At 46.6% G+C, this 14,676-nt stretch carries 9 protein-coding genes, 1 tRNA gene and 3 pseudogenes; 4 read left to right on the forward strand and 9 right to left on the reverse strand.

The window, feature by feature from the left end; all coding sequences use genetic code 11:
• Positions 1–191: 191 nt before the first annotated feature.
• The 7 genes from HQ50_RS01415 to topA form a co-directional block, all read right to left on the reverse strand.
• Positions 192–266 (reverse strand) — tRNA-Pro (locus tag HQ50_RS01415).
• Between the two features lie 107 nt (positions 267–373).
• Entirely contained in the window at positions 374–1,408 is a 1,035-nt protein-coding gene (locus tag HQ50_RS01420; protein WP_052074861.1) for an IS30 family transposase, read from the reverse strand.
• A gap of 216 nt (positions 1,409–1,624) precedes the next feature.
• Positions 1,625–2,125: a hypothetical protein gene (locus HQ50_RS01425; protein WP_235316827.1), complete on the reverse strand. Its 501-nt coding sequence runs from the start codon at positions 2,123–2,125 to the stop codon at positions 1,625–1,627.
• Positions 2,126–2,192: 67 nt separating this feature from the next.
• Positions 2,193–3,605, reverse strand: a complete 1,413-nt coding sequence (locus tag HQ50_RS01430) for a hypothetical protein (RefSeq protein ID WP_235317898.1) — start codon at positions 3,603–3,605, stop codon at positions 2,193–2,195.
• Between the two features lie 56 nt (positions 3,606–3,661).
• The gene (locus HQ50_RS01435) at positions 3,662–4,141 is read right to left on the reverse strand and encodes an HU family DNA-binding protein (protein WP_039427750.1); all 480 of its coding nucleotides are present in this window, start codon (positions 4,139–4,141) and stop codon (positions 3,662–3,664) included.
• A gap of 728 nt (positions 4,142–4,869) precedes the next feature.
• Positions 4,870–5,628, reverse strand: coding sequence for a tRNA pseudouridine(38-40) synthase TruA (truA, locus tag HQ50_RS01440; protein ID WP_039427753.1), 759 nt, complete (start codon positions 5,626–5,628; stop codon positions 4,870–4,872).
• A 3-nt stretch (positions 5,629–5,631) separates the two neighbouring features.
• Positions 5,632–7,995, reverse strand: coding sequence for a type I DNA topoisomerase (topA, locus tag HQ50_RS01445; RefSeq protein WP_039427755.1), 2,364 nt, complete (start codon positions 7,993–7,995; stop codon positions 5,632–5,634).
• Positions 7,996–8,682: 687 nt separating this feature from the next.
• Here topA and HQ50_RS01455 point away from each other — a divergent pair.
• The 3 genes and pseudogenes from HQ50_RS01455 to HQ50_RS01465 all read left to right on the forward strand — a co-directional run bounded on the left by HQ50_RS01455 (position 8,683) and on the right by HQ50_RS01465 (position 11,543).
• A pseudogene (locus HQ50_RS01455) lies at positions 8,683–9,443 on the forward strand (DUF4300 family protein).
• Positions 9,444–9,622: 179 nt separating this feature from the next.
• Positions 9,623–10,048 (forward strand): LexA family transcriptional regulator, encoded by a 426-nt coding sequence (locus tag HQ50_RS01460; RefSeq protein WP_018964559.1) that lies wholly within the window; start codon positions 9,623–9,625, stop codon positions 10,046–10,048.
• Between the two features lie 13 nt (positions 10,049–10,061).
• Positions 10,062–11,543, forward strand: a complete 1,482-nt coding sequence (locus HQ50_RS01465) for a Y-family DNA polymerase (protein ID WP_039418186.1) — start codon at positions 10,062–10,064, stop codon at positions 11,541–11,543.
• Here the strand turns inward: HQ50_RS01465 and HQ50_RS01470 are convergent.
• The gene (locus HQ50_RS01470; RefSeq protein ID WP_039418187.1) at positions 11,431–12,984 is read right to left on the reverse strand and encodes an L-lactate permease; all 1,554 of its coding nucleotides are present in this window, start codon (positions 12,982–12,984) and stop codon (positions 11,431–11,433) included. The genes HQ50_RS01465 and HQ50_RS01470 overlap by 113 nt on opposite strands.
• Positions 12,985–13,200: 216 nt before the next feature.
• Between HQ50_RS01470 and HQ50_RS01475 the strand changes: the two are divergent.
• A pseudogene (locus HQ50_RS01475) lies at positions 13,201–13,991 on the forward strand (transposase); the annotation flags it as partial.
• 21 nt (positions 13,992–14,012) lie between these two features.
• Here the strand turns inward: HQ50_RS01475 and HQ50_RS12350 are convergent.
• Positions 14,013–14,660 (reverse strand): annotated as a pseudogene (locus HQ50_RS12350) (transposase).
• Positions 14,661–14,676: the final 16 nt, after the last annotated feature.

Below are 14,676 nucleotides of genomic sequence, written 5' to 3' on the forward strand. Positions count from 1 at the left end.
ACAGTTAATTATGTGTAAATATGCTATTTATCAGTGATATATACAACAACCACAACCCCCAAAAGACGCAAAGTGCCGTGCAATGGTCTCATAAATATCCCTCAAAGGCTAAAACCGGTGGCTTAACCAACCCCAAACCAAAATAAAAGGGGCTGCGCCAAAAATGAATTTTGACACAGCCCCTTCTTTTGTCGGGGTAGCGGGATTCGAACCCACGACCCCCTGCTCCCAAAGCAGGTGCGCTAACCGGACTGCGCTACACCCCGAGAAACTGCTTCCTCACAGATTTCAGATGCAAAAGTAGCATCTTTTTCAAAACCTCACAAATTATTTTGAATTTGCACATTCCCCCTTCCATCGCAACATTGTTGATCTAAGTTAGTCCTAAAACTTGGCTTGGCGTTAGGTATCCTAGCCCTTTTCTGGGTCTTCGATTAATTTTGTGTTGTATTTTGATACACATATCTTGACTTATTTGCCTGAAATCCATCTTCTTAGGGATGTATTGTCTTACGAGTTTATTGAATAATTCGACATGAGGTTTATCTGTACAGCAGTAGGGGTGGGCAAAGTACACCGGTATTTTGAGTGCCTTCTCAATGATTTCATAACTAGAGAATTCGGTCCCGTTGTCCGTGGTAATGGTCTTCAGTAGCCCTCTTCTTGCTATCCCCTTCATTTCTTTGCTGACAAGTATAGCTGGTTTCTTGGCATTCTTGCCATGCTTGAGTTTTCGAATCATCCCGTATCCGGTGACTCTCTCTACCATTGTCAGTATGACATCTTGATTGTGTGCCCCGACAATAAGATCCATCTCCCAGTCTCCTATTCTCCCCTTATTTTGCACAACAGGATCTCTCTGCTCAATGCTCTTTTTATTGAGCTGCTTGGGGCTTGTAACAAGTTTAGGGGTCTTACGTTTTTTTAGAGCATGTCGCGTATGCTTCCATAGATCTCCTCCCATATTCTTGTCCTCATGGATATACTCATAGATACGAGACTTCCCTATCATAGGGATCCTATTTTGAGTGCAATACCCAGAGATTTGTTCGGGAGACCATTGCTCCACGGCGATATAGAAATTGACCTTCTTGCGTATTTCGGGGGTGAATTTAATCTTCCTCTTTCGGAAGCTACCTGCTTCGAGAGCGTGTTTATGAGCCTTTAAGGGGCGGTAGTCCTGAAGCTCTCCTAAGCGACGTATCTCCCGAGAAATCGTACTTTTGTGCACACTAAGAATTTGGGCAATTTCAGTGACAGATTTGCCGAGTCCAATGCAATTAGCAATGATCTTTCTATTGTCCAGAGTGAGTCGTTTGTACTTTGTTCTTTCCATTTCAACATCAAAGCTATGAACGATTTTTGACAGGTGGCGGGCTAGCCCGCCACCTGTCGTTCTTATAACCATAGTGTTGCGTTAGAAAATGGAAAGTACAATATGCACAGGCTGTACACATTCCTTCTTGAGGTAGAAAGTAAAGTTCGAAGAAGCTCGCCTTGCCGAAGAATGACGTACTCCGGGATATAATGCCAACCGTACATGTCCATTGCTTTTTCAATAAAAAGAGAGCCTGGAAGTAACTTCCAAGCTCTCAAAAAACAGAATACCCCAAAGAAGTATCAACTAACTCAGAATTATTCTTATTCCTCGCTCTAACTTGGCACACTTGGCATCGGTCGATACATCTCTTAGATGTGCATTATATCTATCAGGGATAAGAATAACTTCGGTAGAATCAAAAGTACGAATAGGCATGTATACATAAATAGTACCTAACACTTGGCATTCTCCATAAGGAATACCAGCTAAAAATTCCCTTGCTTGCCATGTCAATAATACTTTTGCTGAAACCATATTGTTCTGGTCGTCATAGGACATATTGTTTAGGTCAAGGACATATTGAGCATCTTTTCCACTTTGTGGTGAAAACTCTTTCATCAAAGTTTTAAGCATCTGCGATGACGCTGTTTCCAAGATTCCCCGATATGTGCGACGAAGTTGTTCCTGCTTTGAAATCCAAGCTCCCTGATGTTTCTGTACAGTATTGGGGGCATCACAATTACTGAAAGTAAACGCTATCACAAAAAAAAATGATAAGGCTGTGATTTGATAAAATCTTTTCATATCCGGATATTGTCAATTATAATTTTTACAGTTTTGCTATGTTACCACTCTTTTAATGATTACAAAATCAATTCAGAACGATTACTATTTCTCGATTTAACTTGGCGCGGTCTTTTTCCATGGACACTTTCTTCAAATGTTCATTGTATTTATCGACTCTGAGGATTGCTTTTGTAGAATCAATCGTGCGAATAGGCATATATACCTGAAGGGTACCTGATACTTGACACTCTCCATAAGAGATATTTGCCATAAATTCTCTTGCTTGCCATATCAATAATACTTTGCTTAAAACCATATTGGTTTCTTCATCATAGCGGATGCTCTCTAAATCCAAGACATATCGTGCATCTTTTCCACTTTGCGGTGAAATATCTCTCATAAGCTTTTGGGTCATCTGCGATGCTGCAGCTTCCAATTGTCCGCGATATGTACGACGAAGTTGTTCTTGACTTATAGTTTGCCCTTTACTTTGATTTGAATACCTATCGTCTTTTTGTATTTGTCCAATATTGGCATCAGTACAAAACTTGGAGAGAGGAGCAATATATTTTTTCCCGTTTTCTGTCAGAAAAGAGCACAAGTCCCTCGAAGTATAATCAGTATGGGTCTCAAAAGCATACCACGGAATCACAATCTTGTATGAAGAATCACTATCGGGAGTATAAAGTCTGGCCGAAAGAGTCAGTATCACACCCTCATATCCATAACCAACACTAAAGCTGTGATTAAAAGGTTCGTTTAAAAGATATTTCAAACATAGATCGAGTTCGGGATTTTGATAAAATGGATCTGTTGGGTCCAAAACAGGCCCTCTTGCTCTATGATAGCACAAGTACTGTATCGCTTCTTTTGCTTCTTGTGAAGAAGAAATATGTCTTTTGATACAGCCAATTATATCCTCCTTTTGCCTGACATCGAAAACATCCCATATATCCAGAATCTTACCTGTCTTTTTATCAATACTCACGCAACTCTCGGTTTCTGTTCGATGATTCCATGTAGCTCCATCGTAAAGAGTTTCAACGATATTAATGTGATGCCTTACCGTCAGCATATCCGCTCCGTCATGCAGTACAGTCAATACACTTAAGTCCAACAAATCGCTATAATCGCCGGAAGGAGCATATTTAAGAACGTTCGATTCTTGTAATCTATATTTGACGATTTGCTCGGGAGATAATTGTAGGATCGAGTTAGGAATACTCTCTTCGGTCACTTCCCATGGATTTCGCAAAAAAATCCTTTTAAGCTGAATAAGGACATGCGAGTTAACATTTTTCGGATACTGAAATTCCAAGATAGCTGAGTTCTCGGTTATGGGGAAAAGGTCTCCTCTATCAGGGAAATAACATACTGTGTCTAATCTCGCTTGTATCGTTGTGATGGAATTTTCTCTTACATAGCGTGTTTGTGACTCTAATGAACTCGGATAAAAACTAAGGATAGAGAAAAGAATAAGAGAGAGTAGTTGTTTCATATTATTTTTCAAATTATTCATCCATTATACTTATTTAGAAAATTTATTACCATAGTTTATAGTCCGCCTCCGGTGGAGCCTTGTTCACCGCCGCTATTGTCGCCCGTATTTGAGGGCTGCGAAGGCGTTGGAGTATTGCTATTGGTTTTGTTTGCCACTTCCACCTGCTCATAGGTTATGCCGTTCAGTTCTTTGAACGAACGCTTGAGGATGCAGCCGATGGCCGGTTTGCTGATGTGCATGCGAGGATTGAAGTCCTCCTTTTTTTCCACACCCTGACTTTTGAACGTGCCACGGAAAGTGGCCAACCCGGCGAGATCGACATTCATCCCAAGACCGACGAGGTATCGGATCGAGTCGGACAGCTGTTCCAAGACGGCATAAATATCGGCACGACCGACAGTCGTGTTCTTGGCCATCAAGTCGCAGAGATCTTTCATTGTGGCAGTCTTTACGGAGACGGGATTGGCATAGTAGAGTTCTTTGCCGGCATCTTTGCCTAAGCGAACTACTCGTTTGGATACTGAATACTTCATAGTAATTCTATTTTTTATGTTAGTAAAAATTGGATTTGCTTTTGTCCGAATATCTCAGTCCGAAGAGGATAACGGGCTATACCATAGGAGAGCAGGCGGTATGCCGTAGAGGATGACGAGCTGTCCCGTACGGCTCTTCGAGCTACGCTGTAGGGCTCGGCGAGGTACGCTCTACAGCGTAGCGAGCCGAACCGTAGAGTTCCGCTCCGGGAGCCGTACAGGTGGCCGAGCTGAGCCGTAGGGCCCGGCGCGGTGAGCCCTACAGCGTAGCTCGAAAAGCCGTAGAGCGTAGCTCGGTACGCTCTACGGCGTAGCCCGAGTCGCTGTACGGCGTAGCTCGACCCCCTCCGAAGTATGCTCCGAAAGGATGTAAAATGCGATCGAAAAAGGATGGATAAGAAAAAACTTCGACAAGGGGCAGAGGCCGATATAGCCTTAAGCCGACTGTCGAAAGCGAAACGGATTATACCGTTTTTAACAAATATGGGGGGGGGTATTTGGGGAAGTGCGGTCGAAACAAGCAGGGATACGTAGTAAGGACATCGTCGACATAAAACGCCCATGTCCGGTATGAAAATATTTACTTGTCATTTCTTATTAAGAATATATTTACGTTGCGAGCAAAGGTAGAAGATTTATCTCATATAATCTGTCCTATTTCTTTCATTTATTCTTCACCTTTTTGAGGCGTACAGAAAAACAAATGACCGGTCGGGGAAAGGATGCTGTCAGAGAAACAGATCCGGCGGGTAGACTACCCTCTCCAGATAGAGGGCGTGAGCCGGAGCCGAAGAGCCGGCACGGCTACGATCCTGCGATTCGATGATGTTCCGAAAGTCTGCGATGGATAGCTTGCCCGTTCCCACATGGAAGAGCGTGCCGACTATGGCTCGTACCATATTGCGCAGGAATCTCTCCGCCGTGATGGAAAAGACCCATTGGCCTGTCTGCGCAAGCGGCATCCATCGGGCTTCCGTTATACGGCAGTTGTTCGTTTTGACGTCGGTATGCAGTTTGCTGAAGCTCGTGAAGTCGATATATAGGGGAAGAAGAGCTGCCGCTTCATTCATGCGTTCGAAGTCGAGCTTGCGATAGGTCTTTAGCATCAAGCCTTCCATAAAAGGATCTTTCTGCTCGGTCAGATAGTAGTGGTAAGTCCGGGAGACGGCATCGAAGCGTGCGTGGGCATCGGCTTTGACAGGAAGCATTCGGTATATGACGATGTCGCGTGGGAGGAGTTTATTGAACCTTTCTGTCAGATTGGCCGCTTCCTCCGGCGTATCGCAGGGAAGATCGGCGTGTGCGACCATCTCGTGGGCGTGAACTCCTGCATCGGTTCGTCCTGCTCCGACGATACCGACAGGTTGGCGTACGATGGTGGATATGGCTTCCTCTACGGTCTGCTGCACACTGGGGGCATTAGGCTGCGTTTGCCAGCCACTGTAGCGGGTGCCGTTGTATGCCAGATAGATGAAGAAGCGCGCCATTTGTTACTTCTTGGCAGTCTTCTTGGCCGATGTCTTTTTGGCCGGAGCTTTTTTCTTGCCCTTGGTGGGTTTCGTCTCGCCCTCTTCCACGTATTTCAGACATTCTTCGAGGGTGAGTCTCGCAGGATCTTCGACCGTCTTGGGGACTTTGTAGTTTTTCCCTTTGTACTTGATATAAACCCCGAAACGCCCTGTGCGGATCTCCATCTCCGGATCTTCCACAAATCCTTTGATCAGGCTTTTCTCTTCCTTCTCGCGTTTGTCGGCGATATACCTGATGGCATCGTCGAGCGAAACGGAAAGGGGATCCGTATCTTTTGGCAGCCCTACAAATTTGCCTGCATGCTTGATATAAGGGCCGAATCGTCCTACGGCTACCGTTACATCCGCATCCTCATATTGTCCCAATTTCTTGGGCAGGAGGAATAGCTCCAAAGCTTCCTCCAGTGTGATGGATTCGATGGACTGTCCCGGCTGGAGCGAGGCAAACTGGGCCTTGACACCGTTTTCCTTATCTGTGTGACCTTTCTGCACCATCGCTCCGTAGCGTCCCATTTTTGCCACCACAGGTTCTCCGGTCACAGGATCCGTGCCCAGCATTCTTTCGCCGATCTTCTGGTCGGGATCGAACTCGCACGCTTCTTCCACCAATGGGTGGAATTTATTGTAGAACCGGCCTATCTGCTTCTGCCACTGGAGTTTTCCTTCGGCTATTTGGTCGAACTCTTTTTCTACTTTGGCCGTGAAGTTGTAATCGATCACCTGAGGGAACGAGGCCACGAGGAAGTCGTTCACCACAAGCCCCATATCGGTTGGGAGGAGCTTGTTCCGGTCTTGTCCGTTCAGTTCCGTTTTGGTCGTCTCCGTTATGGCTTTCCCCTTATGGTATTCCAGCAGGATGTATTCACGTGTTTTGCCCGGTTTGTCGCCGCGTACTACGTATTCGCGATTCTGTATGGTTTGGATGGTGGGGGCATAAGTAGATGGTCTGCCGATACCCAACTCCTCCATTTTGCGAACAAGGCTTGCTTCGGTATAGCGTGCCGGACGCTGTGTGAAGCTCTCTGTTGCTTTGGCATGATGGAGAGAAAGCATGTCGCCACGATTGACCGAAGGCAACAAGCGTTCTTCTGTAGCTGTAGCTTGTTCTTCATCCGAGTCCTCACGATAGACGCCGAGGAATCCGTCGAATACGATCACTTCCCCCTGCGTGCTCAGGGTTTCGGGAAACTTGTCGGTCCCGATGGTGATTGTCGTTTTTTCGAGGATGGCATCTGCCATCTGGGAAGCAATCGTCCTGCGACGGATCAGCTGATAGAGCTTTTGCTCTTGTGGGGTACCATCTATCTCTGCCCTGCGTATGTAGGTAGGACGGATGGCCTCGTGAGCTTCTTGTGCTCCCTTGGTTTTGGTTTTGTATCTGCGGAATTGGTAGTATTGCTCACCCCAATGTTCGGTTATTTCCTTTTTGAGTGCACCGAGGGCCATGTCCGACAGGTTCACAGAGTCCGTACGCATATAGGTGATAAGCCCTTCTTCGTACAACTTCTGGGCAATGCGCATGGTCTGGGCTACGCCGTATCCGAGCTTTCGGGCAGCTTCCTGCTGGAGCGTAGATGTAGTGAAAGGAGTGGCGGGAGATCGTTTGCCCGGACGCTTGGTAACATCCGTTATATGGAAGTCGGTATCCACACATTGCTCCAAAAAATATCGGGCTTCCTCTTTTGTCTTGAATCGTTTCTGCAATTCGGCCGTCAGCATTTTACCATCGGGAAGGACAAACTCTATCGTACAGCGAAATGATGCTTCCGGAACGAAAGTATTTATTTCACGCTCTCTTTCGACAATGAGGCGGAGGGCAACGGACTGTACACGACCGGCCGAAAGCGAGGGGCGGATACGCCTCCACAGAACGGGGGAAAGCTCGAATCCGACGATGCGGTCGAGGACGCGCCTTGCCTGCTGGGCATCGACCAGATTGACGTCTATATCTCGGGGATTTTCGATGGCAGCTTTAATAGCCGTCTCGGTAATTTCGTGAAATACGATTCGTTTCGTTTGCTTGTTTTTCAGCCCTAACGCCTCGTACAAATGCCATGCGATGGCCTCTCCTTCGCGGTCCTCATCGGAAGCCAGCCAGATGAAATCCGATTGGTCGGCCTGGGACTTCAGTTCCTTGACCACTGTCCGTTTGTCGGCAGGGATCTCGTATTCCGGCTCGTAGTTGTTTTGTATATCTACACTGAATTTATTGGGCTTGAGGTCGCGGATGTGTCCGTAACTCGAGAGTACTGTATAATCCGAACCGAGGAAACGCCCTATCGTTTTGGCTTTTGCCGGAGACTCTACGATGACTAAGTTTTTCATCCTTCTGCTTGCTGGGGTGTGATTTTGGGCGCAAAGGTAATGTATTCGTATCGCAATACAAATGAATGAGATACTCTCTTCTCGCTCCGGATCATAATAAAAGTACGTTTGAGAAAGGAGAATTTATTTTCCTTTCATAAATGCAATACAACAGGGCAATACAATGGATCGGTTCTTGAGCGCTTAAAAAAACGTATCTTTACAGGCAGATGCTATTGCATAATTATCCTCCTCAATCAAGAAATATGATCAGCTCTAACTAATGACTCAACTTATGGCAAAATACAAATTCACCCAAGAACAATTCGACAGGATTTCCTTGCTACTTAAAAGAAGGCTGGAAGAAAGTCGGGACGAACAGAAAAAGACAAGAGCCGAAATCAGAAGATCAGGCTTCTATATTTCTCATCATTTCAAGGGATTTACCAATGATAATTTGAAAGAATTATTGCAACGGAAGGAAATTGAGATCGTCAAGTAGTACTCACATTATCTTATAAGATTATGCGCTACACATCTTTTCGCACGAGTATCGTAGCTGCTGCCATAGCGATTGTAATGGCAGTAAGTTCGGGATGCCGAAGCGACAAGCAAAAAAACAACGCCTCGGAAATTACGCAACCCACCCACACAATTACCTATTCGAACCTGCTGGACAAGCCGACGCAGGAAGAAGTGGAAAAAGCAATGATCGACGCCGGTATATCCCCGGAAAACATTGCTTCTTTTCTGCAAAACGTGAACCAGTTCAACGAAGCCATCGAAGGCCAAAGCCTTGTAGAAAGGGGGTTCGTAGTGCTGGATACCATACTGCCGCATTATGACGAACTGGCCATCGAAGCACGGTGGGAAAAGAAATATCCGAATTTCTTCGGATACAATTGCCGTATCACCTCTTACGATCTATTGCACGACTTTATCGCCATAGACCAACCGATCGATGAACGTTCGACCATATTGAACTTTGACGAGGAAACGCTCGACAACTGCGGTCGCACCCTTTTCTCCCCGATAGAGCGACAGGATTCCGAACCCTTTATGCTCCGATACCGACACCTTACGATAAGGACATCGACAAGCATCTGCAAAACGTGAAAGCCTATTGGCAGAGCCACGGTATCCGTTTCATCCACAAAGATGACAAGGCCAAAGCATCGCTGATTTCCGTGATGATGCACTCGGCGATCACACCGGATGAGAGCTATCTCTTCGTCGGACATGTGGGTGTACTGATCCCGATGGGCGACCAACTACTTTTCGTCGAGAAGCTGACGTTTCAAGCACCCTATCAGGCTATCCGGTTCAGTAATCGCACTGAGCTGAACGATTACCTGATGAGGCTATACGATGTAGAATGGGGACAACCTACAGCATCGCCTTTCCTGATGGAAAATGACGAATTGCTGGAGGGCTACCGTCCCAATCCTGATAAGAAAGCAGCTGATTAGCTGCTTTTTTCATTACGATCCTTTCTTTCAATTAATAGTCTCCTGTTTTTTTCATTCCTCTAAGCTGACACACAAAAGTTTTTTTCCCTTCGTCTCCAATCGTAGGGAAACAGCTCTGTGCAAAGCTGTCAGTATCGTGATAAAAGGGAAAAGATATTCTGTGCTATCTTTGCTCATAGATGATTGATTTATTCCAAACCGATACCGGATCTTCTCTGCTTCTGCCATTTGCGGACGAAGGTATTCGCGCAGGCTTTCCTTCGCCCGCACAGGACTATATGGATATTGCCATAGACCTGAACCATGAACTGATCACGCACCCATACAGCACGTTCTACGGAAGGGTAAAGGGCAATTCGATGGAAGATGCGCATGTATTCGATGGCGATATTCTCGTCATAGACAAGTCGCTTGCACCACGAGACGGCGATATGGCCGTATGCTTTCTGGATGGCGAGTTTACACTGAAAACTATTCGCATCAAATCGGAGGAGATCCTCCTCGAACCGGCCAATCCCGACTACCCTACCATACATGTATCAGCAGACAACGACTTCGTTATCTGGGGGATCGTAACCTACTGTATCCATAAAACAAGAAGATAATCAGCCCCCCGTTGTGTATGCTCTCTTAGACTGCAACAACTTCTTCGTCAGTTGCGAAAGGGTATTCGACCCCTCGCTCCGAAACAGGCCGGTAGTCGTCCTCTCCAATAATGACGGCTGTATCATAGCTCGCAGCAATGAAGCCAAAGCTTTGGGGATAGGTATGGGACAACCTCTTTTCAAGGTACAGGACTTGATTCGTCGGCACAATGTGGCTTTCTTCAGCTCGAATTTCATTCTCTACGGCGATATGTCCCGACGCATCATGTCGCTTGTATCGGAGCTTGTACCTCGGATGTCTATCTATTCGATAGATGAGTGCTTCATGGATCTAAACGGGGTGGAGGATTATATGTCCCTATGCCACACCATAGCGGATAGGGTCCACCAATGTACGGGCATACCGGTGAGCATAGGTGTAGCCAATACGATGACCCTGTCCAAAGTAGCTGACAAATACGCCAAGAAGTATGCAGGCTACAGAGGTGTATGCGCCATAGATTCGGAAGAGAAGAGGGCAAAGGCTCTGCAAGCATTCGACGTAAGCGATGTATGGGGAATTGGGCGTAGACTATCACGCAAGCTATACTATTATGGCATCAATACGGCAGCAGACTTTGCCTCGATGAGAGAAGGTCAGGTGTATCGCTTGGCCGGCACTCCGGGCGTTAGGACATGGCAGGAACTTAGAGGCGAAGCCTGTATAGAGATGAAACTGCCTCAACCCCGCCAAAGTATCTGCACCACGCGCTCTTTCGGGCAACCATGCCGAGATTTCGACTCTCTTCTTAAACACTTGGTTGTCTTCGCCGATAGCTGCTGTATGAAGATGCGCGAAGAGAAGAGTCGAGCACGCCGATTGAGCATCTTCATAAGTTGTAGCCGATTCGATCAGAAGAACGATTATTCGGCCCAAAATGAAATGCTCCTCCCCGTAGCTACGGCCGACCCATCAGAGCTACTCCCGAAGATTCGCACCCTACTGCAAGAGATTTATCGGCCGAATACACCCTATAAACAGGCGGGCGTAATCTTGTCCGACTTGGTCACGGATGCTTATCAACTCAATCTTTTCGACCCAATCGATCGCATACGGCAGGAGCGTTTTCTGACTTCTGTGGATACCATTCGCCGACGCTTCGGGAAAGAGAGCCTGACCATTGCCACTCAGGAAGCAGAAGCCATAGCATGCATCTCTTCGGTCAAGCATCGTTCACGCAGATATACGACCAATATAAATGAGGTCATAGACATCGTTCTACCCGATCAGCGGAAAAGCGGAGAAAAGGAATCGACGATCAGCAGCCGGCAAGAAGAGACCAATCGAGAGACCTCATGCAAATACCCACTGCAAATCGCCGATTATACGAACAATTATAGCCTCACGCCAGGAAGTAAACCATCAGTCCTACCACCACTACATAGAAGAGAGCATAGGGGATGGCAGAGCGCAGGATGCTGCCTTCCTCGCCCTGTTGGTTACAAGAAGCAGTAGCAATGGCGATACTCTGCGGAGAAATAATCTTTCCTCCAGTGGCTCCTGCCGTATTGGCCGCAGCTAACCACTGTGTATCCACGCCTATCTGATTGGCTACTCCTGCCTGCAACTTACCGAACAGGATATTGGACGAAGTATCGCTACCCGTAACAAATGTACCTACAGCACCTATGAGGGGAGCGAATAGAGGGTACAGCGTACCGGTAGCCTCGGCCAATGCCGTAGCGATAACCAGTATCATGCCGCTATAAGTCATGATCGCGCTCATAGCGACAAGACTGATAATGGTGACACCGCTTTTTCTCAGGCCGACAACAGTCTTTCCCAAAATGCTAAATAACTTTCGGGCCGAAACGCCCTGCACCAAACCTCCGATAAAGGCTCCGAGGAAGAGCATAAGACCGGCATTGCTAAGCCAGCCGAAATTGAACGTCTTGCCTTCTTGGTAGATGGGCAAAGCTATTTTGGATACCAGATTGGACTTAAGGAAGTCGCTTATGGGACCACTCACCGGACTGGCCAGCACAATAAAGAAAAGGATGAAGAGATAGACACTCCATGCTTCGAAAATCTGTTTGCGGCTATATTTCTCATGAGAAGTTGCAGCTGCTTCGTCATCTTTCTTGGCAGTCAATTTCGCAAAAGCGATAATGACGATAATGGCTGCAATACTACCGAATATGGCCGGCGTTTCTGCTCCCAGATAACGAGCCGAAGCATACTGTACGGCCAATGAAACACCTCCGACCAGCAAGGCAAGAATAATGTTTTTGGGCTGACTCTTAGCACTCCTGTCCGTCAGGAAAAGAATGATATACGGGATAATGAACATCAACACCGAAAGCTGGAGGACCACATGCGCACTGATGATCTGAATCTCTCCCGCTGTCGCCACACCGTTGGCTGCGACCTCATTGGCCAGCGTGGTTACAGGTACTCCTACCGCGCCGAAGCCGGTAGCCACGCTATTGGCTATCAGACTGACCAATGCGGAGAATCCCGGTTTGAATCCCAGACTGATAAGGATAGCAGCCGGTATCGCTACTGCTGTTCCAAAACCGGCCATTCCTTCGAGCAACCCACCGAATCCCCATACAAGCAATAAGACTTGGATACTCTTATCCCGGCTGATACCGGTAAACTGCTTCTTGATAATCTCGATTCTACCCGATTCCAGCAGCACATTGTAGCTGTAGATAGCCATCAAGATGATAATCAAAATGGGGAAGATAGCTTTGAGGGCTCCTTCCACAAAAGCCCAACCGACACCGGCACGGGTAAAATCTGCAGGAGCGAATCCCAACGCCGGAGCAGCGAACAAGGCTACCAGAGCTGCACAGACGAGAGCCAGGACAGCACTCTTGTGGCCTGCCATTCTGAGTCCGAGCATCAAAACGATAAGAAGAACGATGGGAAGAATTGAGAGAATAATGTCCATAATCGATCGTTTTTTAGCGTGTATTCTGAATTGATATCTACACAAAGAAAATAAAAAAGCTCTGCTCTTGCACCATTAATGACATACAATAAAGTCCTTACGACGGTATAATGAGACCTTTGCACGGCAATTGGCCTGCATTTTATTTATTAATTCATTGTGTAATAGGAAGTTTTTTGTGTATTTGAGTATCAAAAACAGAATAATATTCTTCCCATGGCATACCAATCCAAGAACACCGATGAGCATGTAACGTTTGCAGACGCACTCTTTTCAAAGCGTTGTCGCAAAGCACAAAACGACTTCCTCAGTCAGATTGACAGGCTTATTGATTGGCGTCCGAATCGGACACCAATCAACAAGAAATACACGAAGCGACAAAATGCCATCGGTGACCCGGCTTATGACGTGATTCTCTTATTCAAGATGTTGCTTCCGGAGACATGGTACAAAGGCTGAAGATGGAAGAAGGATCTCCCGACCACAGCACCATCAGTCGATTTCGTTCGGCACTGACCGAACCGGGCCTGATGGACAAACTATTGGTGCAGTTTAACAAACAACTTTCCCGCCATCACATTTCGGTAAGGGAAAGGGTGCTTGTCGATGCAAGCCTTGTGGAGACGCCATATAAACCCAATGGAAGCATTACGATTGAAGTCGCAGACGACAGGGAAGACAATCGGAGCGAGGAGGAAAAAGAGGCAGAGGAGGATTATCAAAAACAGGTTGTCCGTCAGCGTAAAGGGACGGATGAAGAAGCCCGTTGGGTGTACAAGCAAAAGCATTATTACTACGGATACAAAAAGCATTGTTTGACCAATGTTCAAGGCATTGTTCAAAAGGTGATAACGACTGCAGCGAACCGCATTGACACGAAGGAGTTTATTCCGCCCTTGGAGGGCGCAAACATACCTCAAGGCACAGTCGTCTTGGTGGACAAAGGATATGCTTCCGGGGAAAATCGTTCGTACCTGCAAACTCATCACCTTCAAGATGGCATTATCCCAGAATTGTCATTAGTATTTTTACGGGACTGCAAACTCTTTTGCTCTCCCCCAGATGGATAGGAATGCAGGCCTCTGTTTGAGTGCTAGAGCCAACTTTAGGGTCTTCTTTCGCGAGTGTTTTTGGATATATGCAGGGATAGCTAAAAACTTCATCCGAATTGTTTTGAGCATCTGTTGCTTGGGTGAATTGATAACCACCAGACGCAATAAACTCATCAGATTATAGGCCATAATGGCCATATTGATCATCGCCTCTGTAGCCCAAAAGTCTTGCTGCACAATGCTGTCCATCGCAAAATCATACTTGAGCTCTTTGATCCTGTTTTCAGCTTCTGCTCGGCCTCGATAGCTGCTCCAGACAATGGATGCAGGCAAATCTAAATCTGTGATATAGCAACTGTAACGATATTGGTCTGCATCATATTATTCGGGGAAGAGTACGCCACGTTGAATTAACTTACCAACCGCCTTTTTACGCTTGCTAGAATCCTGACGAACGATAATCAGACGCTCGGCCTTAGCCCAACTATCAGCTTGGTAAGTCGTCTCTGCGACCTCAATCCCATCTGTGACGACCAGCCAGGTCTTGTGACGAATGATGTTGTACTTGACTGTTGAGGTTAAGCGGGCTGCAATGATATAATGAATCTTTTGCTTTTGCAGCACTTCAATAACTGGCTTG

Source organism: Porphyromonas sp. COT-052 OH4946, assembly GCF_000765965.1.
In the GTDB taxonomy this organism is placed as follows: domain Bacteria; phylum Bacteroidota; class Bacteroidia; order Bacteroidales; family Porphyromonadaceae; genus Porphyromonas; species Porphyromonas gulae.

Excerpts from the sequence above, each read along its gene's own strand:
- truA (WP_039427753.1), bottom strand. The coding sequence starts at position 5,628 with ATGGCGCGCTTCTTCATCTATCTGGCATACAACGGCACCCGCTACAGT.
- HQ50_RS01460 (WP_018964559.1), top strand. The coding sequence starts at position 9,623 with ATGATTGATTTATTCCAAACCGATACCGGATCTTCTCTGCTTCTGCCA.
- HQ50_RS01425 (WP_235316827.1), bottom strand. The coding sequence starts at position 2,125 with ATGAAAAGATTTTATCAAATCACAGCCTTATCATTTTTTTTTGTGATA.
- HQ50_RS01470 (WP_039418187.1), bottom strand. The coding sequence starts at position 12,984 with ATGGACATTATTCTCTCAATTCTTCCCATCGTTCTTCTTATCGTTTTG.
- HQ50_RS01420 (WP_052074861.1), bottom strand. The coding sequence starts at position 1,408 with ATGGTTATAAGAACGACAGGTGGCGGGCTAGCCCGCCACCTGTCAAAA.
- topA (WP_039427755.1), bottom strand. The coding sequence starts at position 7,995 with ATGAAAAACTTAGTCATCGTAGAGTCTCCGGCAAAAGCCAAAACGATA.
- HQ50_RS01430 (WP_235317898.1), bottom strand. The coding sequence starts at position 3,605 with ATGAAACAACTACTCTCTCTTATTCTTTTCTCTATCCTTAGTTTTTAT.
- HQ50_RS01435 (WP_039427750.1), bottom strand. The coding sequence starts at position 4,141 with ATGAAGTATTCAGTATCCAAACGAGTAGTTCGCTTAGGCAAAGATGCC.